The 21,767-nt window shown below is 73.3% G+C and carries 22 protein-coding genes; 12 read left to right on the top strand and 10 right to left on the bottom strand.

What is annotated here, in order from left to right; all coding sequences use genetic code 11:
- Positions 1 to 7: 7 nt before the first annotated feature.
- Together ACIBTU_RS33955 and ACIBTU_RS33950 are read right to left on the bottom strand one after the other, a co-directional pair.
- Positions 8 to 1,423, bottom strand: a complete 1,416-nt coding sequence (locus ACIBTU_RS33955; protein ID WP_399130525.1) for an NAD(P)/FAD-dependent oxidoreductase — start codon at positions 1,421 to 1,423, stop codon at positions 8 to 10.
- A gap of 11 nt (positions 1,424 to 1,434) precedes the next feature.
- Positions 1,435 to 2,115: a rhomboid-like protein gene (locus tag ACIBTU_RS33950; protein ID WP_399130524.1), complete on the bottom strand. Its 681-nt coding sequence runs from the start codon at positions 2,113 to 2,115 to the stop codon at positions 1,435 to 1,437.
- A gap of 55 nt (positions 2,116 to 2,170) precedes the next feature.
- Here ACIBTU_RS33950 and ACIBTU_RS33945 point away from each other — a divergent pair, with 55 nt between their 5' ends.
- Complete coding sequence (locus ACIBTU_RS33945; RefSeq protein WP_399130523.1) at positions 2,171 to 2,644, top strand: GNAT family N-acetyltransferase; 474 nt, start codon at positions 2,171 to 2,173, stop codon at positions 2,642 to 2,644.
- Between the two features lie 10 nt (positions 2,645 to 2,654).
- Here ACIBTU_RS33945 and ACIBTU_RS33940 read toward each other — a convergent pair whose 3' ends face one another.
- Both ACIBTU_RS33940 and ACIBTU_RS33935 read right to left on the bottom strand, forming a co-directional pair.
- Positions 2,655 to 3,698 (bottom strand): zinc-binding dehydrogenase, encoded by a 1,044-nt coding sequence (locus ACIBTU_RS33940; protein WP_399130623.1) that lies wholly within the window; start codon positions 3,696 to 3,698, stop codon positions 2,655 to 2,657.
- 192 nt (positions 3,699 to 3,890) lie between these two features.
- On the bottom strand, positions 3,891 to 5,078 hold the full coding sequence (locus ACIBTU_RS33935; protein ID WP_399130522.1) for an NAD(P)-binding protein: 1,188 nt from the start codon (positions 5,076 to 5,078) through the stop codon (positions 3,891 to 3,893).
- 175 nt (positions 5,079 to 5,253) lie between these two features.
- Here ACIBTU_RS33935 and ACIBTU_RS33930 point away from each other — a divergent pair, with 175 nt between their 5' ends.
- Positions 5,254 to 5,955, top strand: a complete 702-nt coding sequence (locus ACIBTU_RS33930) for a pentapeptide repeat-containing protein (RefSeq protein WP_399130521.1) — start codon at positions 5,254 to 5,256, stop codon at positions 5,953 to 5,955.
- Between the two features lie 27 nt (positions 5,956 to 5,982).
- Here ACIBTU_RS33930 and ACIBTU_RS33925 read toward each other — a convergent pair whose 3' ends face one another.
- The 3 genes from ACIBTU_RS33925 to ACIBTU_RS33915 all read right to left on the bottom strand — a co-directional run bounded on the left by ACIBTU_RS33925 (position 5,983) and on the right by ACIBTU_RS33915 (position 8,861).
- A complete protein-coding gene (locus tag ACIBTU_RS33925; RefSeq protein ID WP_399130520.1) occupies positions 5,983 to 6,483 on the bottom strand; it encodes a hypothetical protein in 501 nt (166 codons plus the stop codon).
- Positions 6,484 to 6,624: 141 nt separating this feature from the next.
- A complete protein-coding gene (locus ACIBTU_RS33920; RefSeq protein WP_399130519.1) occupies positions 6,625 to 7,257 on the bottom strand; it encodes a response regulator in 633 nt (210 codons plus the stop codon).
- Positions 7,258 to 7,574: 317 nt separating this feature from the next.
- Positions 7,575 to 8,861 carry a sensor histidine kinase gene (locus ACIBTU_RS33915; protein ID WP_399130518.1) on the bottom strand — a complete coding sequence of 429 codons (1,287 nt, stop codon included), beginning with the start codon at positions 8,859 to 8,861 and terminating at the stop codon, positions 7,575 to 7,577.
- A gap of 309 nt (positions 8,862 to 9,170) precedes the next feature.
- Between ACIBTU_RS33915 and ACIBTU_RS33910 the strand changes: the two genes are divergently transcribed.
- The 4 genes from ACIBTU_RS33910 (at position 9,171) to ACIBTU_RS33895 (ending at position 13,258) form a co-directional block, all read left to right on the top strand.
- Positions 9,171 to 9,740: a heme-binding protein gene (locus ACIBTU_RS33910; RefSeq protein WP_399130517.1), complete on the top strand. Its 570-nt coding sequence runs from the start codon at positions 9,171 to 9,173 to the stop codon at positions 9,738 to 9,740.
- Between the two features lie 302 nt (positions 9,741 to 10,042).
- Positions 10,043 to 10,639, top strand: a complete 597-nt coding sequence (locus ACIBTU_RS33905) for an ankyrin repeat domain-containing protein (protein WP_399130622.1) — start codon at positions 10,043 to 10,045, stop codon at positions 10,637 to 10,639.
- Positions 10,636 to 11,832, top strand: a complete 1,197-nt coding sequence (locus ACIBTU_RS33900) for a YncE family protein (protein ID WP_399130516.1) — start codon at positions 10,636 to 10,638, stop codon at positions 11,830 to 11,832. Before ACIBTU_RS33905 ends, ACIBTU_RS33900 begins: the two co-directional genes overlap by 4 nt.
- A gap of 37 nt (positions 11,833 to 11,869) precedes the next feature.
- Positions 11,870 to 13,258, top strand: coding sequence for a M1 family metallopeptidase (locus tag ACIBTU_RS33895; RefSeq protein ID WP_399130515.1), 1,389 nt, complete (start codon positions 11,870 to 11,872; stop codon positions 13,256 to 13,258).
- A gap of 28 nt (positions 13,259 to 13,286) precedes the next feature.
- Here the strand turns inward: ACIBTU_RS33895 and ACIBTU_RS33890 are convergent, their stop codons facing one another.
- The gene (locus ACIBTU_RS33890) at positions 13,287 to 14,849 is read right to left on the bottom strand and encodes a M4 family metallopeptidase (RefSeq protein ID WP_399130621.1); all 1,563 of its coding nucleotides are present in this window, start codon (positions 14,847 to 14,849) and stop codon (positions 13,287 to 13,289) included.
- 433 nt (positions 14,850 to 15,282) lie between these two features.
- On the opposite strand from ACIBTU_RS33890, the gene ACIBTU_RS33885 reads away from it, so the two are divergent.
- The 3 genes from ACIBTU_RS33885 (at position 15,283) to ACIBTU_RS33875 (ending at position 16,978) form a co-directional block, all read left to right on the top strand.
- A complete protein-coding gene (locus ACIBTU_RS33885) occupies positions 15,283 to 16,077 on the top strand; it encodes a dienelactone hydrolase family protein (RefSeq protein WP_399130514.1) in 795 nt (264 codons plus the stop codon).
- Positions 16,074 to 16,613 carry a S1 RNA-binding domain-containing protein gene (locus tag ACIBTU_RS33880; RefSeq protein WP_399130513.1) on the top strand — a complete coding sequence of 180 codons (540 nt, stop codon included), beginning with the start codon at positions 16,074 to 16,076 and terminating at the stop codon, positions 16,611 to 16,613. Before ACIBTU_RS33885 ends, ACIBTU_RS33880 begins: the two co-directional genes overlap by 4 nt.
- A 92-nt stretch (positions 16,614 to 16,705) precedes the next feature.
- Positions 16,706 to 16,978, top strand: a complete 273-nt coding sequence (locus ACIBTU_RS33875) for a DUF1876 domain-containing protein (RefSeq protein ID WP_399130512.1) — start codon at positions 16,706 to 16,708, stop codon at positions 16,976 to 16,978.
- Positions 16,979 to 17,002: 24 nt separating this feature from the next.
- Here ACIBTU_RS33875 and ACIBTU_RS33870 read toward each other — a convergent pair whose 3' ends face one another.
- Both ACIBTU_RS33870 and ACIBTU_RS33865 read right to left on the bottom strand, forming a co-directional pair.
- Entirely contained in the window at positions 17,003 to 17,515 is a 513-nt protein-coding gene (locus ACIBTU_RS33870; protein ID WP_399130511.1) for a GNAT family N-acetyltransferase, read from the bottom strand.
- The gene (locus ACIBTU_RS33865; protein ID WP_399130620.1) at positions 17,509 to 18,303 is read right to left on the bottom strand and encodes a class I SAM-dependent methyltransferase; all 795 of its coding nucleotides are present in this window, start codon (positions 18,301 to 18,303) and stop codon (positions 17,509 to 17,511) included. Before ACIBTU_RS33865 ends, ACIBTU_RS33870 begins: the two co-directional genes overlap by 7 nt.
- Positions 18,304 to 18,696: 393 nt before the next feature.
- Between ACIBTU_RS33865 and ACIBTU_RS33860 the strand changes: the two genes are divergently transcribed.
- The 3 genes from ACIBTU_RS33860 (at position 18,697) to ACIBTU_RS33850 (ending at position 21,712) form a co-directional block, all read left to right on the top strand.
- Positions 18,697 to 19,314 (top strand): LysE/ArgO family amino acid transporter, encoded by a 618-nt coding sequence (locus ACIBTU_RS33860; RefSeq protein WP_399130510.1) that lies wholly within the window; start codon positions 18,697 to 18,699, stop codon positions 19,312 to 19,314.
- 81 nt (positions 19,315 to 19,395) lie between these two features.
- Positions 19,396 to 20,478, top strand: a complete 1,083-nt coding sequence (locus tag ACIBTU_RS33855) for a MerR family transcriptional regulator (protein ID WP_399130509.1) — start codon at positions 19,396 to 19,398, stop codon at positions 20,476 to 20,478.
- Positions 20,468 to 21,712: an MFS transporter gene (locus ACIBTU_RS33850; protein ID WP_399130508.1), complete on the top strand. Its 1,245-nt coding sequence runs from the start codon at positions 20,468 to 20,470 to the stop codon at positions 21,710 to 21,712. The genes ACIBTU_RS33855 and ACIBTU_RS33850 overlap by 11 nt, the downstream gene beginning before the upstream one ends.
- Positions 21,713 to 21,767 lie beyond the last annotated feature (55 nt).

The following is a 21,767-nucleotide window of genomic DNA, read 5'->3' as shown; positions in this document are numbered from 1 at the left end:
CGGCCGGTCAGCCGCGGCCGGCGAGCTTGTCGGCGGTCTTGGCCAGGCGGGAGGAGTCGGCGCTGTGGCCGGTCAGTTCGCGGCGGTCGGCTGCGTGGTACGTGGCGTACATGCCGTGGACGCCGAGCCAGCGGAAGGGTTCGGGCTCCCACTTGCGGACCTTGTGGTTGGTCCAGGGGAGGGCCGTGAGGTCGGTGGGGCCGGACTGGCCGGAGTCCTGCTGGACGAGGTCGCGCAGGGTGCGGGCGGCGAGGTTCGCCGTGGCTACGCCGGAGCCCACGTAGCCGCCGGCCCAGCCGAGGCCGGTGGAGCGGTCGAGGCTGACCGAGGCGCACCAGTCGCGGGGGACGCCGAGGACGCCGGACCAGGCGTGGGCGATGCCGAGGCCGGTGAGCTGGGGGAAGAAGCGGGTGAGGATGTCGTACAGGGCCTCGACGGTGTGGGGTTGGGTGCGGCCGTCGTTGTCGGTGCGGGAGCCGAAGCGGTAGGGGACGCCGCGGCCGCCGAGGGCGATGCGGTCGTCGGCGGTGCGCTGGGCGTACATGTAGGCGTGGGCCATGTCGCCGAGGGTCTCGCGGCCCTCCCAGCCGATGGATTCCCATTGGGCGGGGGTGAGGGGCTCGGTGGCGATCATGGAGGAGTTCATGGGGAGCCAGGTGCGGCGCTGGCCGGCGAGGGAGGCGGTGAAGCCTTCGGTGCAGCGGAGGATGTAGGGGGCGCGCACGGTGCCGTACGGGGTGATGGCGTGCTTGGGCTTGATCTCGGTGACGGGGGTCGACTCGTGGATGGTGACGCCGAGGGCTTCGGCGGCGCGGGCGAGGCCCTTGACGAGTTTGACGGGGTGGAGGCGGGCGCCGTGGGGGGTCCAGGTGGAGCCGACGGCGCCGGCGACGCGGATGCGTTCGGCGGTCTCGCGGGCGCCGTGCAGGGTGCGTTCCTTCTCGCCGTAGGAGACCTCGGTGGTGTGGAAGGCCTTGAGGCGGGCGAGTTGGGCGGGGGTGTAGGCGACTTCGAGGACGCCTCCGTGGTGGATGTCGGCGTCGATGTCCTCGGCCTTGGCTACGTCGATGACCTCGGTGACGGTGTCGTTCATGGCCTGCTGGAGGCGGACGGCGGCGTCGTGGCCGTGGAGTTTGGCGTAGCGGTCGCGGCCGGCGACGCCGTTGTAGAGCCAGCCGCCGTTGCGGCCGGAGGCGCCGTAGCCGCAGAACTTCTGCTCGAGGACGGTGATGCGGAGGAAGGGGGCGGCCTTCTTGAGGTAGTAGGCCGTCCACAGGCCGGTGTAGCCGCCGCCGACGATGACGACGTCTGCGGTGGCGTCTGCGGGGAGGGGTTCGCGGGTGTCGGGGAGGCCGTCGTCGGCGTACCAGTAGGAGATGCCGCCGTTGACGGTGGTGGTGGCGCTGCGGTGCGTGCTGCTCATGGCGGTGGACGTTACTGCGGGGGTGGGGGTTTGCGGCAGGGGGTGAGCGGGGTGGGTGTGGGGGCGCGGGTGAGGGGGCGGCAGCTGAGGCCGATGAGGACGGCGGTGGCGTGGCCGAGGTCGGTGAAGGTGCGGCCGGTTCCGGTGAGGAGGGGGAGTCCGTAGACGGTGAGGACGGCGGCGAGGTAGGCGTAGCGCCAGGGGGAGGGGATGAGGTGGGTGAGGACGGCGGCGACGCCGGCGAGGGCGTAACTGACGCCTACGTCGAGGGTGTTGACGGCGGAGGTGGGGGCGTGGCCGTGGCGGATGGCCCAGAGGAGGGCGCCTTCGCTGATGAGGGTGGCGAGGATGTGGGAGGCGGCGACGACGGCGAGCCAGCGGGGGGTTCCGAGGCGGTGTTCGGTGGGGGCGTGGAGGAGGGTGTAGAGGGCGGCGTAGGGCCACCAGCTGCTGCCGTCGATCCAGAAGGCGGAGGCCACGAGGACGCGGACGGGGTTCTGGGAGAGCTCGTGGAGGTTGGTCGAGCGTTGGCGCAGGAAGGTGGTTTCGAAGGCGGGGGTCATGTGGTGGAGGGCGACGGTGGTGACGAAGAGGGCGGCGAGCCAGATGTAGGTGCCGGGGGCTTGCCTTACGTAGGTTCTGGCGCGGGGCCAGAGGTGGGTGGGGTGTGGGGGCATGTCTGATTCAGGCATGTGTCGGGGGGTTGGGGCGGGATTGACGTTTCCGGCGGGGCGTTAGCCTGCGGGGATGATTCGTGTTGCCGATGCTGCTGACGTTCCCGCTATTCACGCGATGGTGCGTGAACTGGCCGAGTACGAGAAGGCGTTGGAGGAGGTGCGGGCTTCCGAGGGGCAGTTGCGGGAGGCGTTGTTCGGGGTGCGGCCGGCGGCGTTCGCGCATGTCGCCGAGGATGACGAGACCGGTGAAGTGGTCGGGTTCGCGTTGTGGTTCCTGAACTTTTCGACGTGGCGTGGGGTGCACGGGATCTATCTGGAGGATCTGTATGTGCGGCCGGGGGCGCGGGGCGGTGGTTACGGGAAGGCGCTGCTGACGGAGTTGGCGCGGATCTGTGTGGAGCGGGGGTACGAGCGGCTGGAGTGGTCGGTGCTGGACTGGAACACGCCGGCTGTCGATTTCTATCGGGCGCTCGGGGCGCGGCCGCAGGACGAGTGGTCGGTGTTCCGGTTGACGGACGAGGCGTTGGGTGCGCTCGGGGGCTGAGGCGCGGGGGTCAGGGTTCGAGGACGACCTTGCCGGTGGTGGCGCGGGTTTCGAGGGCGTGGTGGGCGGCGGCTGCTTCGGCGAGGGGGAAGCGGTGGAGTGCCGGGCGGAAGATGCCGCGGGCGGCGAGGTCGAGGGCGCGGAGTTCGAGGGTGCGCAGGGGGTCGGGGCCGCCGGCGCGGGCGAGGAGCGGGGGGCCGAGGACCTGTTCCTGGGTGATGCCGCGGCGGGTCTGTTCGGCGGGGTCGAGGAGGTGGGGGCCGGTGTCGGCGCCGATGCCCTGGGCGGACCAGCCGAAGATGAGGTGGTGGCCGCCGGGGCCGAGGAGGTCGAGGGCGGTGTCGGTGGTGGTGCCGCCGACGCCGTCGAGGAGGAGGGTGGCGTGCTGTCCGCGGGCGGTGAGGAAGGCGCGGGCGGTGTCGGCCCAGTCGGGGGTGGTGTAGTCGAGGGCGAGGTCGGCGCCGTTGGCGGTGGCCTGTGCGGTTTTGGCGGGGCTGCCGGCGAGGGCGATGACGGTGCCGCCGGCGTGTTTCACGTACTGGACGAGGAGGGTGCCGATGCCGCCGGCTGCGGCGGGGATCAGGGCGACGGTGTCGGGGGTGATCTTGGTGAAGTTGAGGATGCCGGCGGTGGTGCGGCCGGTGCCGATGAGGGCGACGGCCTGGGCGGCGTCGAGGGTGTCGGGGAGGGTGTGGAGGCGTTCGGTGTCGGTGACGGCGAGTTCGGCGTAGCCTCCCCCAGAGCTTGAAGAGCCTGGGGGGACCCCCAGGACCATGCCGAGGTGGGTGACGACGCGGCGGCCGAGCCAGGTGGGGTCGGTGCCGGGGCCGAGGGCGTCGACGGTGCCGGCGACTTCGCGGCCGGGGATCGTGGGCAGTTCGGGGAGTGCGGGCAGGGGGCCTTGGTGGCCCGCGCGCAGGGCGGTGTCGAGGAGGTGGACTCCGGCGGCCTCGACGGCGATGCGGACCTGGCCGGGGCCGGGTGCGGGGTCGGGTGCCTTCTCGTAGGTGAGGTTCTCGGCGGGGCCGAAGGCGTGCAGGCGTACGGCGTGCATGGGGGCTCCCCAGCGGGTGGTGGTCGCCAGCGGGTGCTGGTCGTCGGCCGGGTCGCCGACGCCGCCAGTCTTCGACCTCAAGCGGACTTGAGGTCAAGGGCGGGGGAGCGGTGATCGTGGCGTGGGGTGGGTGCTGTTGTCGTTGCGGTCGGTGGAGCGCTGGGTGGGTGCTGTTGCCGTCGGGTCTTGGTCTCAGGCGGTTCTGAGGTCGAGGCCGGGGGCGCGGAGGGCGGAGCGCAGGGCGAGGGTGGTGGCTTCGATGGCGCTGGTGAAGGAGACCTCGGACAGGACTCCGGGGGCGGCGACCATGTCTCCGGCGAGGTAGACGCCGTCGCCGCGGTCGATGGAGGGGCGGTCGCGCCAGGTGGTGCCGGGGCGGTCGAGGGCGCCGGTGCGGTTCTTGGCGACGGCGTCGCGGCGCGACACGGTGCGGTCGCGCCAGCCGGGGAAGGCGAGGTCGAGGAGGTCCTCGGCGCGGGCGGAGCCGTCCGCCTTGGACTCGTCGGGGGCGATCGGCACCTGGCCTTGGAGGAGGCTCTCGCCGTGCGGGGCGAGGGAGGGGTCCTGTGCGGTGAACCGTTCGATCCAGGCCGGGAAGTCGATGCCGGACACGGCGAAGGCGTCGCCGCGCCGTCGTCGCAGTGCGAGGTCGATGAGGGTGGTGCGGCCGCTGTCCCAGACGAGGGTGTCGTCGCGCAGGAGGCGGCGGGCGGCGTCCAGGGAGGTGGCGACGACGACGGGGGTGTCGGTGGGGAGGGTGTCGAGGCGGCTGAGGGTCTCGACGCGGACGCCGAGGTTCCAGGCGCGGGCGGCCATGCGGTCGATGACGGCGGACCAGCCGCCGACCGGATAGTGCGCCTCGGGTGGGAGCTTGGCGGTGCGGCGCAGGCGTTCCTGGACGAAGCGGGCGGAGAGGGAGCCGGGGTCGTGGTGGAACAGGGCGACGGCCGTGTAGTGGGCGGCGGCGCGGGCGCCGTCGGGGCCGACGAACCGGCTCGCCCAGGTGGTGAAGTCCTCGTCCACGGGCACCCGTTCGGCCCGGTGTCGCAGCAGGCGGAGCAGGGCGGCGGGCGGGGTGCGGCGCAGGACGCCGCCGCGGTGGAAGCGCAGCCGGGCGCTTTCGAGGGCCGGTACGGCGGCGACGGCGCCGAGCAGGTCGCGGTGCTTCAGCCAGGTCCAGTGGGGGCCGCCGTTGTAGAGGGCGTGGGGGCCGTCGTGGGTTCGATAGGCGGCGTCGGCGGTGCGGGCGCGGCCGCCGAGGGTGTGGTGGGCCTCGTGGAGGGTGACGCGGGCGCCGGCCTCGGCGGCGGTGATCGCGGCGGTCAGACCGGCGAAGCCGCCGCCGACGACGGTGAGATCGGGGGTCGTCCTGCGGGCCATGCGGTGCTCCTGCCTTCGTGCGCGTTCCGTGGCGCGTCCGTGGGCGCTGGGGTGGCTTTCGCGGATACGACGGCTGGGGCGCCCCCGGATGTGACATCGGCCGGGGCGGGCGCGGATCGGCGCTGGTCGTCAGGGGTTGCTCGGCGTTGTCAGTGGGGGAGGGCAGCATGGGGGCATGGTCGACAGGAGTGGTGGCGGGAGCAGGGGCAGGACCGGGGCGGCGAAGGTGCGGCGGGCGCGGCGGCCCGAGCTGCGGCTGCCTCCGTTGGAGCCGTGGCCGGAGGGGGAGTTCCTGGAGCCGGACGGGGACTACGACGGGGTGGAGCTGCGGGGCGTGGACCTGTCGGGGCAGGAGGGGATCGGGGCGCGGTTCATGGACTGCGCGATCGAGGAGTGCGCGCTGGACGGTACGGACCTGGGCCGGGCGCGGGTCCTGGACTCGTCGCTGAGCGGGGTCAGAGGCGTGGGCACGGATCTGGCGGGGGCGACGCTGCGGGACGTGGAGGTGGTGGACGCGCGGCTCGGCGGGACGCAGCTGCACGGGGCGGTCCTGGAGCGGGTGCTGATCCGCGGCGGGAAGATCGACTATCTGAACCTGCGGAAGGCGCGGCTCAAGGACGTCGTGTTCGAGGGCTGTGTGCTGGTGGAGCCGGACTTCGGGGCGGCGCGGCTGGAGCGGGTGGAGTTTCCCGGGTGCGTGGTGACGGGGGCGGATCTGTCGGCGGCGACGCTGGTGGACGTGGACCTGCGGGAGGCCGCGCGGCTGGAGATCGCGCGCGGGGTGGACCGGCTGGGCGGGGCCGTGATCTCGACCGCGCAGCTGCTGGATCTGGCGCCGGTGTTCGCGGCGGCGCTGGGGGTGCGGGTGGAGGGGTGAGCAGGCCCTAGGGGGCCGGCGCCGAGGTCACTTCATGCGGGGGAAGCGGGCCTGGAGGTCCCAGATCGCCGGGTTGTCCGCGAGGTCCTCGTGCATGTCGGTCAGGTCGGCGAGCAGGTCGTGGAGGAAGTCGCGGGCCTCGCGGCGCAGTTCGGAGTGCGCGAAGGTCAGCGGCGGTTCGTCGCCCGGCATCCAGTCGGCCTCGATGTCGACCCAGCCGAAGCGGCGCTCGAACAGCATGCGGTCGGTGGACTCGGTGAAGTCCAGCTCCGCGTACTGGGGGGTGGCGCTGCGGCTGCCGCGCGGGTCGCGGTCCAGCTGCTCGGTGATGTCGCACAGGGCCCACGCGAAGTCGAGCACCGGCACCCATCCCCAGGCTGTGGACAGCTCCCGGTCGGCCTTCGTGTCGGCCAGGTACACGTCGCCGCTGAACAGGTCGTGGCGCAGCGCGTGGACGTCCGCGCGGCGGTAGTCCGTCTGCGGGGGGTCCGGGAAGCGGCGGGAGAGGGCGTATCCGATGTCGAGCACGTACGTGATGGTGTCACGTGCGTGCGCGGTGCCGCTCCGCGTGGCGGGGCGGCTGTGGGGGCGGTTGTGGGTGTGCCCGGGCGGGTGCTCGGGCGAGCTCTGTGCCGGTGCCCGGGCGGGGCTCTGCGTGGGTGCGGCGGTTCAGGGGAGGAGGCGCTGTTCCTTGGCCACGGCTACGGCGCCCGCGCGGGTGTCGACGCCGAGCTTGTCGTAGATCCGGCCCAGGTGGGTCTTGACTGTGGCCTCGCTGATGAACAGGGCCTTGGCGATCTCCCGGTTGCCCAGGCCGTGCGCGAGCTGGGCGAGGATGTCGCGCTCGCGGTCGGTGAGGGTGGGGCGGGGCTTGCGCATGTTGGCCATGACGCGGGAGGCGACCGGGGCGGAGAGGGTGGTGCGGCCCTGGGCGGCGGCGTGGATCGCGGAGAACAGTTCCTCGGGGCGTTCCGCCTTGAGCAGGTAGCCGGTGGCGCCGGCCTCGATGGCGCGGGTGATGTCGGCGTCCGTGTCGTACGTGGTGAGGACCAGGACGTTCGGGCCGCCGCCCGGGGTCGCGGTGAGGCGGCGGGTCGTCTCGACGCCGTCGATGCCCTCGCCGAGCTGGAGGTCCATCAGGACGACGTCCGGGGTGAGCTTGGCGGCCAGGGCGACGGCCTCCTCACCGGTGCCGGCCTCTCCGACGACCTCGATGTCGGGGGCGCTGTCCAGGAGGGCGAGGAGGCCGGCGCGGACCACTACGTGGTCGTCGCAGAGCAGGATCTTCACGGGCGGCGTCATGATTGCGCGGGTCTCCTCGGGTGGGCTGCGGTGTTCATTGTGCGGGTCGAACTGGTGCGGGGCCATCGCCGTTGGGGGTGGCGCTTTCGTCGCCGGGCGCGGGCCGGTGGGGCTGCTCGCGCCCACGCGGCGGAGCCGCACATGGATACAGCCCCGCGCCCCTGATGAGGCTGCGCCTCATCGGGGAGATGCCACCCGAAGGGTGTGCATCTCAGGGGCGCGGGGAACTGCGCGACCAGCCACGACGGCGGGAGAGCCGAAAACCAGCCCCTCCGGCGATTGAGGAGCGGGGGCCGGGGCGGAGCCCCTGGGAGGGGTCAGGCTCGGGGGGACAGAGGGATCACGGCGGTCAGGACCGTGCCCTCGCCCGGGGCGGATTCGAGGCTCAGCGTGCCGCCGAGCTGGCGCACACGGGCACGGATCGCGGGAACCCCGTGGCCGCGGACCCCGGTGGAGGCGTCGGGGAGGGTCGACGGGTCGAACCCGGCGCCGTTGTCGACGACGTCCAGGACGACCTGGTCGTCGAGGAGGGTCAGGGTCACGGCGGCCTCCGTGGCCCCGGAGTGTTCACGCACGTTGGCGAGCGCCCCCTGCGCGATGCGGAGCAGCGCGGACTGGACCCGGTCCGGCAGCCGGGGCGTACGCCCCCCGTCGTCGATGTGGACCCGGACGGAGAGCCGCTCGCCGGAGGCACGCGCGGCGACCGCGTGCAGTCCCGCCTCCAGCCCGTCGGCCAGGTCCGCCGGGGCGAGGTCGTGCACGAAGCGGCGGGCCTCCGTGAGGTTGTGCTCGGCGATGGAGGTCGCGGTGTGGACGTGGACGCGGGCCTTGGCGCCGTCGGTGTCCCAGACCCGCTCGGCGGCCTGCAGCAGCATCTGCTGGCTGGACAGGCCCTGCGCGAGGGTGTCGTGGATCTCCATGGACAGCCGCTGCCGTTCGGCGAGGGTGCCCTCGCGCCGCTCGGAGGCGGCCAGTTCGCGCCGGGTGCGGATCAGGTCGTCGATGAGCGCCCGCTGCCGCGCGGCCTGCCGCTGCATCTGCGTGAAGATCGCCGTGGCGAACGCGGCGACGGCGGCGGGCCCGATCACGAGGTCCTGGTCGAAGCGCCCGGCCAGCTGCAGCTGGGAGAAGATCACGACGACGGTGAGCAGCCCGACCAGGACGTACGCGGCGACCGTCGGCAGCGTGCGCAGGATCGCGTAGAAGAGCGGCACGGCCACCCACGCGAAGCTGGGGGCGACGTCGACGAGGACGGCCCAGACGACGATCACGATGACGAGCCAGGCGAGGCGGCGCGGCCGGGGCCAGGGGACGGGCGTCCCGGGCGGCAGGTTCGGCACGGTGCCGCGGCGCGGGCCCACGATGTAGAGGACGGCGAGGATCGTGGCCAGGGTGATGACGTAGGGGGCCTTGACCTCTTCGCCGTGCCGCTGCACGAACCGGATCATGGACGAGCCGAGCAGGACGAAGAACGCGACGCTCATGAGGATCTCGAGCCAGCGTCCGTCCGGGTCGTGCTCGGTCAGCGGGCCGGGGGCCGGCTCGTCCGCCGGACGGGCATGGCGTCCGGTGCGGGCAGGGTCCCGCCGGTCGGCGTCCGTCATGGGCGCACCTCCTCTCCTTGCACGGCGCGGGCGGCGCGTGCGCACCGCCCCGCGTGAAATGGGCAAACATCCCCATTCTGACCTGCTTCGGCGCTGCCGGGGTCAACCGTTCGGATGACCCCCGGGTCGGCCGCTCGGGCCGCCGCGACCAGCCGGAACGCCGACGGGTGAGGGCGGGTTCCGGACCCAGGATGGATACCAGAGCGGGACGGCAGGAACCGGAAACCACCGGGTGGGCCGAGCCTCCTCGACCACGCACCGGACAGCCGGTGTCCAGCCACCCTTCACATCCCTTGGAGATTGATCCTCATGAAGCACGTCAAGAAGGTCTCGAAGCGCGCCCGTGTCATCACCGGCACCTCCCTCGCTGCCGCGATCGCCCTCGGCGGCTTCGGCGCCTACTCGGCGAGCGCCGCCGACTCCGCCCAGGCCGCCGCCCCGGCCGTCGCCGCCGCGAACGTCAAGGGCAACACCACCACCACGACCACGCACCTCACCATCGACGCCGCGTCGAAGGCCGCCCAGGCCGCGCTCGACGCCGCCGAGAAGGAGGGCCAGCGCGTCTCCGTGGCCGTCGTGGACCGTGACGGCAACACCATCCTGACCCTGCGCGGCGACGGTGCCGGCCCGCAGTCCTACGAGGCCGCCGAGAAGAAGGCGTTCACCTCGGTCTCCTGGAACGCCCCGACCTCCGAGCTGGCCAAGCGCCTCACGAACGCCCCGACCCTGAAGGACATCCCGGGCACCCTGTTCCTGGCCGGCGGCGCCCCCGTCACCGCCAAGAACGCCCCGATCGCGGGCATCGGTGTGGCCGGCGCCCCGTCCGGCGACCTGGACGAGAAGTTCGCCCAGGCCGGTGTCGCCGCCCTGAACGGCTGACCCACCCCCTGAACCTCCGGCGGCGCCAGGTACACCCCAGTCCTGGCGCCGCCGGAGCCGTCCGCCGACCGCCCGGCCCCGCCTGTCCCGGGCCGGGCGGTTCGCAGACGGACCGTTCAGCTGCCCGGACGGGTCCCCCCGCGTCACGCGCCCCGCACCACCGAGAAAGGATCGTCGCTGTGTCCCTGCCCCTGGCCGTCAAGGTCGCCGTCACCCGGCTGCACGCGTCCCGGATCCACCTCGCCACGGTGACCGCGGCCGGGATGTCCAGGACCCGATCGACCGCCACCCGGAGAGCCGCCATGAATCCCCACAGCCGTGCCCTGCTCGACGCCGCCGCCCTCGGTGACGCCGACGCCGTACGGGCCGCCCTCGCCGACGGCGCCCAGACCGAGGCCCGCGACGCCCACCGGCGCACGCCGCTGCTGCTCGCCGCGCTGAACGACCGGGTCGAGGCCGCGCTGGCGCTCGTCGCCGCGGGCGCCGATCCGGACGCGAAGGACGACCGCGAGGACAGTCCGTGGCTGGTCACCGGCGTCACCGGCAGCGTCGCCATGATGCGCGCCCTGCTCCCGGCCCGCCCCGACCTGAAGCTCACCAACCGCTTCGGCGGCATCTCCCTGATCCCCGCCGCCGAACGCGGCCACGTCGACTACGTCCGCGCGCTGCTGCGCGAGACCGACATCGACGTCGACCACGTCAACCGGCTCGGCTGGACGGCGCTGCTCGAAGCCGTGATCCTCGGCGACGGCGGCCGCGCCCACCAGGAGATCGTCGAGCTTCTCGTCACCGCCGGTGCCGCGCCCGGGCTGGCCGACGCCGACGGGGTCACCGCCCTTGAGCACGCCGAACGCCGCGGCTTCACCGAGATCGCGGGTCTGCTGAGGGCCGTGCGATGACCCGCCGCACCCCGACCCGCCCCACCCTGACCAACCGCACCCTGACCCGCCGCGCCCGGCTGTCCCGTACCGCGGCCCTCGCCCTGGCCTCCGCCGCCCTGCTCGCCGGCTGCTCGACCGCCGCCGACGGAGCGGACGGCGCGTCGTCGGCGGCCGAGGCCCCGGCGCCCGCCTCCTCGTCCCCCGTGCGCAGCCCCGGCCCCGAACCGACCGGCAGGACGCCCGACGGGACGCTCCTGGTCGCCGACTTCGGCGCCGACACCGTCACGTTCGTCGACCCCGAGAAGGGACCGGTGGACTCCGTGAAGGTCGGCGCGTACCCGTACGGGCTCGTCGTCGGTGAGGACGGCCGTGCCTGGGTCGCCACCGCCGAGGGCGTCGCCGTCGTCGACACCGACAAGCGCGAGCGCCTGGACCTGATCGCGTACGAAACCGATGACCTCGGGCCCGTCACCAGTGGTGAGTACCGCGGCGGCGGCATGGGCATCGCGATCGCGCCCGACGGCGAGCACGTCTACGTCGGCGTCAACGTGCCCGGCGGCAACGGCACCGTGGAGACCATCGACACGAAGTCCCGCGAGGTCACCGCGACCACCGGCGTCGGCCGGCGCCCGTTCGACGTGGACGTGTCCCGCGACGGCCGCGAGGTGTACGCGACGGACCACGACTCGTTCGACGTCACCGTCGTCGACGCCCGCACCCACGACACCCGCCGCATCGAGGTCGCCCCCTACGGCACCGAGGGCGGGCTCGGCTCCTGGCTGAAGCCGCACTACGCGGCCGTGCGGGCCGACGGCAAGCTGCTGTTCCCGTTCGAGGGCGAGCGCCTCGTCGTGCTCGACCCGAAGACCGGCAAGTCGGTCATCGAGAGGATGACGGCCGACACGCACCAGCACGGCGTCACGATCACCCCCGACGGCACGCTCCTCGCCGTCGGCACCGGGCCGATCGACCCGGCGCAGGACGAGGGCCCGTCGCTGACCGTCCGGAGCAAGGACGGCAAGGAGAAGGTGATCCCGCTGAAGGGCCCGCACGAGGACGTCGCGGTGTCGAAGGACGGGAAGACCGCGTACGTCACCGGGGGCTTCACCCGCGACGGCTACTGGAACGGCATCACCGTCGTCGACCTCGACAGCGGCGACACCCACCGACTGGCCGCCGGTGCCCGCCCCCTGGGCATCGCGGTCCTCTGACCGGGCGGTTCCCTCGCCCGCGCCATAGGATCACGGGGTGCGCACCCCCCGCCTCCCCGTGATCCTCCTGGCGCTGGCCGCGACGGTCGGCTGCGGCGGCGTGCACGGCACGCCCGGCGGTTCCGGACTGCGCGACCCCTACTTCCCGAAGGCCGGCAACGGCGGCTACGACGTCCGGCACTACGCCCTCGACCTCGACTACGACCCGGCCACGCACCGGCTGACCGGCACCGCCGTCATCACCGCGCGGGCCGCCAAGAACCTGAGCGCCTTCGACCTCGACCTCGACGGCATGACCGTGCGCGGCGCCACCGTCGACGGCGAGCGGGCCGTGGCCAGCCGCACCGGCACCGAGCTGACGATCCGGCCGCGAGACGAGCTGCGCGAGGGCCGCACCTTCCGCACCACCGTCCGCTACGACGGCGAGCCCGTCACCATCACCGACCCGGACGGCTCGCAGGAGGGCTGGCTGCGCACCGCCGACGGCGCCCTCGGGCTCGGCGAACCCACCGGGTCCATGGCCTGGTACCCCGGCAACCACCACCCGTCCGACAAGGCGACGTACGACATCACGGTCACCGTCCCGAAGAGCGTGCAGGCGATATCGAACGGGGAACTGCGCGGCCGCAAGGACACGGCGGACGGCCGCCGCACCACCTGGTCCTGGCATGTGGCCCAGCCCATGGCCGGCTATGTCACCACGCTCGCCGTCGGCCGCTTCACCACGCGGGAGAGCCGCACCCCGGACGGGATACCCGTGTACACGGCCGTCGACCCGACGGAGGCGGACGCGAGCGGGAAGGTCCTCGCGCGGCTCCCGGAGATAGTGGACTGGGAGACGAGGACGTTCGGCCGCTACCCCTTCGGCTCCACCGGCGCGATCATCGACCGGGACGGGGACTCGGGCTACGCCCTGGAGACCCAGAACCGGCCCGTCTTCCCCGGCACCCCCAGCGTCGGCACCCTCGTCCACGAGCTCGCCCACCAGTGGTACGGCGACAGCGTCACCCCGAAGACCTGGCGCGACATGTGGCTCAACGAGGGCTTCGCCACGTACGGGGAGTGGCTGTGGGAGGAGCACGACGGCGGCGACACCGTCCAGGAGACCTTCGACGACCGCTGGTCCACCCCGGCCTCGGACCCCATCTGGGCCTTCCCGCCCGCGCACCCGCCGGACGCCGCGCACATATCGGACCCGCCCGTCTACGACCGGGGCGCGATGGTCCTGCACCAGGTCCGCGGCGTGATCGGCGACCGCGCCTTCTTCGCCCTCCTCAGGTCCTGGCCCGCCGACCACCGGTACGGCAACGCGGACACGGCCGATTTCACGCGGTACGTGGAACGGCGCAACCCCGGCAAGGAGAAGGCCCTTGCCGGGGTCTGGGAGGACTGGCTCTACGGCTCCGGAAAGCCGCAGAACCCCTGACCGCAGATCAACTCGCGGTGCTGCGCACTTAGTTGACGTTCACAGCGGCCCAGGTCGCGGCGACCGCGGCCCGCTCGGGGCTGCTCGCCCCGTACAGGTCGGAGGCCGCCTGGAGGGTGGCCGTGCGGGCGCCCGCGTAGTTGGTCGTGGACGTCATGTACGTCGACAGGGCCTTGTACCAGATCTGCAGGGCCTTGTCCCGGCCGATGCCGGCGAGCGTGGAGTTGTCGTACGTGGGCGAGTTGTAGGACACGCCGTTGACGGTCTTCGCGCCGCTGCCCTCGCTCAGCAGGTAGAAGAAGTGGTTGGCGACGCCGGACGAGTAGTGCACGTCGAGGCTGCCGACCCGCTTGTTCCAGTAGTCGGCGCTGGAGCCGTCCTTGCTGGGCTTGTCCATGTAGCGCAGCGGGGTGCCGTTGCCGCGGATGTCGATCTTCTCGCCGATGAGGTAGTCACCCGGGTCGGCGGCGGTGTTGGAGTAGAACTCCACGCCGGTGCCGAGGATGTCCGAGGTGGCCTCGTTCAGACCGCCCGACTCGCGGCTGTAGTTGAGCTTCGCCGTGGCGGCGGTGAGGCCGTGGCTCATCTCGTGGCCGGCCACGTCCAGCGAGGTCAGCGGGTGCGTGTTGTTCGTACCGTCGCCGTACGTCATGCAGAAGCAGCTGTCGTCCCAGAACGCGTTGACGTACGCGTTGCCGTAGTGGACGCGGGAGTACGCGGCCTTGCCGTCACCGGCGATGCCGTTGCGGCCGAAGGCCGACTTGTAGAAGTCCCAGGTCTCGGCCGCGCCGTAGGCGGCGTCGACAGCGGCGGTCTGGCGGTTGGCGGGAGTGCCGTCGCCCCAGTTGTCGTCCGCGTCGTGGAAGAGGGTGCCGGTGCCGGACGAACCACCGTTGAGGTCGTACGTCTTGTGGCCGCCGCGCGCGCCGTCGAGCAGGTCGTAGCCGCCGGAGGCGGCCGTGGTGCCGAGAGTGACGGTGCCGCTGTACTCGCTGACGCCCGTGCCGGTCTCGATGGCCTGGTACGAGAAGAGCTTCTTGCCGGTGGCGGCGTCGGTGACGACGTGCAGCTCGCTCGGCGTGCCATCCTTCTGCTTGCCGGTGACGACGCTCTCGTACGCGAGGACGGGGGCCTTGGCGGGGTTGCCGGCCCAGACGACCTTGCGGGTGGAGTCCGCGGCCGCGCCCTTGATGGAGCTGCCGGCGGCGACGGCGGCCTTCTTGGCCGACTTGGTGCTGAGGCCGGCGTCCGTCGACGCCACGGCTATCGAGCCCTTGCGGGCCTTGGTGGAGCCCTTCAGGTCACCGTTCTTCGCCGTGTGGACGACGAGGTCGCCACCCAGGACGGGCAGACCGTCGTAGGTGCGCTCGTAACGGGTGTGCGTGGTGCCGTTCGCGTCCTTGACGACGTCACGGGCGACGAGCTTCTCGCCGGCCGGCAGCTTCAGGTCACGAGCGGTGGAGCTCGCGTCGGCCTGCGCGTCCTTCAGGGCGGTGGCCCGCTGGGACGTGCTGAGGGTGAGCGCGGTGGCGCCCGCCGTACGGTCGGCGGCGTTGGCCGTGGTGCCGGCCTGCACGCCGATGACGACCATCGCGGCAGAGGCGACGAGGGCGGCGACGCGGGGAGCGGTGGAGCGGTGAGTCACTCGAACTCCTTCAAGTACCCGGTGGGGAAGGGTGCGTGGGGGGTAGCGGTGAGAGAGTGACACCAGTCGACTCGTGTTTGACAGAACGCCATCAAGATTTTGCCAGTTCATGTCCGATTGGACTGGCTCAATGTCCGGTAATCGGCGGCACGCGCGCGCAGGAACAGTCTTGTGCGGCACGGAAGTTGGGGCGGAAAACCGCTGGGGAAGCGGCCTGTTGATCCACTACGCTCGGGCGGCATGACGACCGGGACGGCCTTCGGCCACACACGGATCGGTGACCCGGCGCTCCCCTGAGCGCCGCACGGGCGCCTCCTTCGCAGCGTTCATCACGCGTACGGCAGTTGGACCGATGACGATGCGAGGAGCGACACAGCACATGCCCGCCCAAAACGCCGAAACCACTGAAAACGTCGAGACCAGGACACTGAACATCCCCACCGCCGACGGCACGGCGGACGCGTTCGCCGCGTTCCCCGCCGCGGGCGGCCCGCACCCCGGGATCCTGATGTACCCGGACGGACTGGGCATCCGGCCCGTACTACGCGAAATGGCCGCGGAGTTGGCGAGCCACGGCTACTACGTGCTCGTGCCGAACGTGTTCTACCGGCACGGCCCCACCCCGGTGATCGAACTCCCCGAGCACATCGGGGCGGCGGAGCGGCCGCAGGTCATGGGCCAGGTGATGCCCCTCATCGCGGAGCTCGACGCGGAGCGCGTACGGGCCGACGCCGAGGCGTATCTCCACTTCCTCGGCGCGCGCCCCGAGGTGAGCGCGGGCCCGGTCGGGATCGCCGGCTACTGCTTCGGCGGGCTGCTCGCGGTCCGCGCCGCGGTGGCGTTCCCGGAGCGGGTGGCCGCCCTGGCCGCGTTCCACGCCCCGGTCGCCGCCGACGGCACCGCCCCGCTGGCCACGATCACCGCCCCGATCCACTTCGGCCACGCCGCGAGCGACCTCACCCCCGAGGCCCTGAAGGACCTCAACGCGGCCCTCGCCGCGGCGGGCCTGGACCACACGTCCGAGATCTACCCGGACACGGAACACGGCTTCACGATGCGCGACACGGATGCCTTCAGCGAGGCGGGCCTGAAGCAGCACTGGGACCGACTGCTGCCCCTGCTGGAGCGGGCTCTTCGAGGAACTCGTCGAGGAACTCTTCGAGGGACTCTTTGAGGAACGGGGAGGCCGAGCACCCCGAGCTGTGGGCGTTCCTGGAGGGGCTGCGGCAGGGGGAGTCGCTCGGCGGGACCGTCGCGGCGGTCGAACGGTTCGGCGTGTTCGTGGCGCTGGACCGGGGCCCCGCGCACCCCCTCTACCCCGGCGTCGGGTTCGTCACCATGCCCGAACTGTCCTGGCGGAGATTCGAGGAGCTCTCCGACGTCGTACGGGTCGGGGAGCGGGTCACGGGTGAGTTCCTCGGGTTCGACACGTGGAACCTGGAAGCCAGGATGTCGCTGCGGGCGATGCTGCCCGACCCGTTCCAGGCCTTCGCCGACCGCGTCGCGGTGGGCGAACGCCTGCGGGGCCGGGTGACGAAGGTGGTCCCGTTCGGGGTGTTCGTCGAGGTCGCCGACGGGGTGGAGGGGCTGGTGCGCGAGGACGAGCCCGTCGTACGGGCCGGGGACGCGATGACGGTCGTCGTCGGCGCGATCGACCGCGAGCGGCGCCGGCTCACGCTCGTGCGCCCGGAGCGCAGGCGCGGGGGCTGAGATGCGGGGACTGAGATGCGGACGGCCCCCGGTGGTGGGACCGTGGAAAGTGAGCCGTCGTGTGCGCTTCGATCGACCACAGGAGGTCTGTCATGACGACCAAGACCACGTGGAACGCCCAGATCGACATCACCGAAGAGGGCAGCAAGGTCACCGCCGACGCCGTCCTGATCGGCAAGGGTGGGGAGCGGATGGTGGGACACGGCGTCGCCCGCTGCAATCCGGCGGACCAGAACGACCCCGTGATCGGCGACGAGCTCGCGGCGGCCCGGGCCCTGTCGGATCTCACCGGGAAGCTGTCCGAACACGCCGCGCGTGACATCGAGTCCCACACCCACAACCCGGTGACCGGCTCGCTGGTCTGAGCACGCGTCGATCCGGGCTCGCGCTCAGAGCGGTCTGCGCATGACCCGGCAGTCGCGGCCCAGGTCGCGGTCCTTGCGCCGGTCGATCTCCTCGTAGCCGAGGGACGTCCAGAACGCCTGCGCCTTCGGGTTGTTCTCCAGGACGGCCAGGCGCAGGGCCGCACGGCCGGCCGTACGGAAGTGGTCCTCGACCGCCCGGGCCGCGGCGCGGCCGTGCCCCGAGCGGTGCTCGCGCGCGTCGACCAGGAGCAGGCCCAGCCAGGGGTCGGGGTCGGCCGGGTCGGGGTGGTGGGCCATCGTCAGGGCCAGCGCCACGACCCGGCCGCCGGACCGGGCGAGGAACGCCTCGGCGCCGGGCCGGGACAGATCGTCGGCGAGGGCCGCCGCGACCTGCTCCGTCGTGATCGCGTCCGGATCCGGGAAGTCCCCGCTGAGCGCGAAGAACTCCCGGTTGGACGCGTACAGTTCCGCGATCTCGGTGAGCAGCTCACCGGGCAGGGCGTGTTCGGGGCCGGGGTCGAGCGATTCGATCAGCACGGGTCGAGGGTAGACGCGGGCGCCGGAGCCGGTCGGCGGAACAGGGCCGTCCACAGGAACGCCTCGCCGAACAGCGCAGACTCGGGCGGCTCGTCCCGCATCCGGCGCAGCTCGACCTCGGTCAGGTCCGCGAAGATCCCGCGCAGCGCGTCCGGAGTGAAGGCGAGCCCGCCCTGGAGGTCGCGGGCGCGGTACAGGTCCGCGTCGGACAGCTCCGAGCCCATCGCGCCGGACGCGAAACAGGTCAGCGCGAGGTGCCCGCCCGGAGCCAGCACCCGGTCGAGCAGGGCGAGATAGCTGATGCGGCGGTGCGGCGGCAGATGGTGCAGGCACCCCGAGTCCACGATCAGGTCGTACGGCCCGACGAGCTCCGCGCCGGCGTCCCCGAACGCGTCCCCGCACACGAACCGCACCCCGGCCCCGGCCTCCCGGTCCCGCTCCCGCGCCCAGTCCAGCGCCACCGGAGACAGATCGACCGCGTCCACCTCGAAGCCCCGGGACGCGAGGAAGAGCGCGTTGCGCCCCGGACCGCAGCCGAGATCCAGCGCGCGGCCCGGCGCGATCAGACCCCGATCGAGATGACCGGCCAGGTTCTCGTCCGGCTTCGGCACGAAGAACGGCACCGGCTTCGACCGGTCGGCGTAGAAGTGCTCCCAGAACCCCGCGCCGTCCCCGGTGGTCGGTCGCCCGCCGTCCGCCCCCGCGAACAGCCCGTCCAGGAGCGCCAGAACGTCGTCGACCGTCCGCACGTCCCGGCCCGACCGACCTGCCCCGCCTGCCTGTTCCACCGCGTTCACATGGCCCTCCCCGCCGTCGGTCACCGTCCGCCGAGACTACGGTCGGGCAGAGCGAAAGACCAGGTCAGCGCCTTTTCGCGGAAGGCGTGGAGGAGTCGGTGGGCGGCGCGCGACGGCACGCCCACAACCGCCCCCGAACCCGGACCCCGGAGCCCCGCCACGACCCCGCGGAGGGGCGGGGAGGGGGCGTTCGAGCGGGCGGGTGGCACGGTTTCGCGGGCCCGTCGGACCCCCGGCCGTAAACCCGTTGCGCCGGCCCCGCGCCGGGCCCCACCATGCCCGCGTGACCACTTCCACGTACACCCCGCGCCCCCTGCCCGCCGCGACCACCTCGCGGCGACAGCAGCAGGCGCGCCCGGGTCGGAGGCCGATTCCGCCCGTCGCGTGAGCGGGGCGCTGGTCGCGGGGCTGCTCGCCGGGTACGGGATCGCCGTACCGGTCGGCGCCGTGTCGGCCTACCTCGTGTCGCTCACCGCCCGCACCGATCTGCGGACGGGCGCCTGCGCGGCCCTCGGGGTCGCCACCGCCGACGGGATCTACGCCGTCGCGGCGGTCGGCGGGGGCGCGGCCCTCACCCCGCTTGTCGAAGGCATCCGCACCCCGCTGCGCTGGGGCTCCGTCCTCGTCCTCCTCGTCCTCGCCGCGCACACGGCGGTGACGGCGCTCCGGCGGCGCGGCGACCCCGGCCGGGACGGGCCCACCGGCATCGCGCCCGCCCGCGCCTACCTCGGCCTCCTCGGCATCACGCTCCTCAACCCCATGACCGTCGTCTACTTCACCGCCCTCGTCCTGGGCGACACGGACACCGTCACCGGGAGCGGGCAGCGCGCCCTGTTCGCGATCGCCGCGTTCACCGCCTCCGCCAGCTGGCAACTCCTGCTCGCGGGCGGCGGCGCCCTCCTCGGCCGCGGCCTCACCGGCCCCCGCGGCCGGCTGGTGACCGCGTGCGCGTCGACCGCCCTCATCGCGGGCCTCGCGGTGCGGCTGGCGCTGACGGGTTAGGAAGGGCGGTGAGACAGGAGCCGGGCCCGGGTTGACCCTCGACCTTGTGCAGGGCCCAGAGTCCCCGGTGTGGAGAGCGACATGCGCAGCATTGGTGAGGTGGCCCGGGAGAGCGGGCTCGGGGTGAGCGCCCTGCGGTTCTACGACCGCGCGGGCGTGCTCGTCCCGGCCTGGGTGGACCCGGTGAGCGGGTACCGCTGGTACACGGACGGGCAGCTCGACGAGGCCCGGCTGCTCGCCAGGCTGCGCCGGGCCGGGATGCCGCTGGCCGACATCCGGCTGGTCACGGCCGGCTGGTCGGGCGCCGACTCCGATCTCGTACGGCACCTGCTCGACGCGCATCTGCGCCGGCTCGAACAGGGGCTGTCCCGGGCGCGCGAGGAGTTCTCCGCACTCCGATCACTGCTCGCATCGAGGGAGAACTCCATGGACACGACCACGACGACGGCCATCGGCAGCGCAGGCACGCAAGTGACCCTGGCCGCGCGGGGGTTGGCGGACGCCCTCGACGCCGTCCGGTTCGCCGTGAGCGCCGATCGCGAACTGCCCGTGCTGGGAGGCGTGCTGTTCGACATCGAGGGCGACGGGCTGCGCGCCGTCGCCACCGACCGGTACCGGATGGCCGTCGCGCGGGTGGCCGTCACCGGGCACGAAGGGGGCCGGACGCAGGTCGTCGTGCCCGCCGCGCTCGCGGACGCGATGCGCGCCCTGTCCGTCGGCGACGCCCCGGTGCGGCTCGCCGTCGAGGACGGGCGGGTGTCGCTGGAGGCGGGGGACCGGCAGACGGCCGGGCGGGCCGTCGAGCACGACTTCCCCGACTACCGGCGGCTACTCCCGCCGGGCGGCGGACGCCGTGCGCTCGTCGACGTCGCCGCCTTCCGCAAGTCCCTGGAGGACGGCCCCGTACGGTTCGACGAGACCGGGGAGCACGAGCTCAGCGTGCTCCGGGTGGCGGACGACGGCGCCGTGAACCTGTGCCCCGAGGGGGAGAGCGACGCGGAGTGCGTCGCGGTCAACCGGGCGTACCTCCTGGACGCGCTGGCCGCCGGGGGCCGGGACCGGCTGGTCCTCGAACTCGCCGCCCCCACCGCGCCGGTCACGATCCGCCGCCCCGACGACGAGGGCACCTTCTCGCTGCTCATGCCCGTCCGCCTTGAGGACTGAGACCACCGACCGGGGTGTACGTCCGCGGTCCCCGGCCGGCCTGCCCCGCGCCTACCTCCTCTGGCTCGGCGGCATCCTCGTCTCGCTCCTCGGCAACGCCGTCTTCTCCTTCGCCCTCGGCTGGGCCGCCGCCGCGCACGGCGGCACCGTCGCCGGCCTGGCGCTGAGCGCGATCACCCTGCCCCGCGTCCTGCTCCTCCTGGTCGGCGGCGCGGTCGGCGACCGGGTCAGCGCGCGCCGGGTGCTGATCGCGGGCGACGCGGCGATGCTCGTCGGCACGCTGGTCCTGGCCGCTGTCGCGTACCGGCTCGGGACGCCGCCCTGGCTGCTCGTCGCGACCGGCGTCGCCCTCGGGGTCGTCGACGCCTTCTACCTGCCGGCCTCCGGATCCATGCCGCGCCGGCTCGTCGCCGACGACGCGCAACTGCCGCGCGCCCTGTCACTGCGACAGGCGGGCGGGCAGCTGATCGCCATGGGCGGCGGCCCGCTCGGCGGCGTCCTCGTCGGGCTCGCCGGCCTCGTGGGCGCGGCGCTCGTGAACGCGGTCACCTTCGCGTGCGCGCTGCTCGTCCTCACCGTCGTACGGCCACGGAGCCCGGCGACGCCCGGGACGGCCGCGCCGGGCGGCATCCTCCGGCAGGCGGGGGAGGGCGTACGGGTCGCGTTCGCGCACCCCGTGCTGCGGCCCGGGCTGTGCCTCACCGGCGCCGCCGCGGGCTTCCTGCTGCCGGTCATGGCGCTGCTCGTCCCGCTTCTCGTACGCGAACGGGGCTGGGGCGCGGCCGCCGCCGGGCTCGTGATCGGGGCGCAGGGCGTCGGCATGGTGGCGAGCACCCTGGTCGTCGTGAAGCGGGGGCCGCTCGGGCCGCCCGGGCTGCTGTCGGCGGCGGCGCTGCTGCCGGCCGCCGCCGGTGTGCTGGGCCTCGCGCTCGCGCCGGGGGCGCCGGCCGCCGTCGGTGCGGGGTTCGCCGTCGGCGCGGGCAGCGGGATCTTCGCGGCGCACATCGCGCCGCTGGTCCTCGCGACGGCGCCGGAGAGCCATCTCTCCCGCGTGCAGGCCGTCCTCGTCCTCGTCCAGAGCCTGGCGCTGCTCCTCATGAACGCCGTGCTCGGCGCCTTCGCCGAACTCGCGGGCGCCGGCCTCGCCCTCACCGGGTGCGCCGCGCTCCTCGCCTGCACGGCGCTGGCGGGACTCGCCTCGAAGCCGCTGCGCCGCGACCGCACGGGACTGTGACCGTCTTCCGGGCTCCGGGGCCGGACACGCGCCGGGCCCCCGGCACGCATGTACG

The sequence above is a fragment of the Streptomyces sp. NPDC050145 genome (genome assembly GCF_044460245.1).
Taxonomy (GTDB): domain Bacteria; phylum Actinomycetota; class Actinomycetes; order Streptomycetales; family Streptomycetaceae; genus Streptomyces.
The sequence above is the reverse complement of the archived record's forward strand: the minus strand, read 5'-3'. Positions and strand labels throughout refer to the sequence as shown.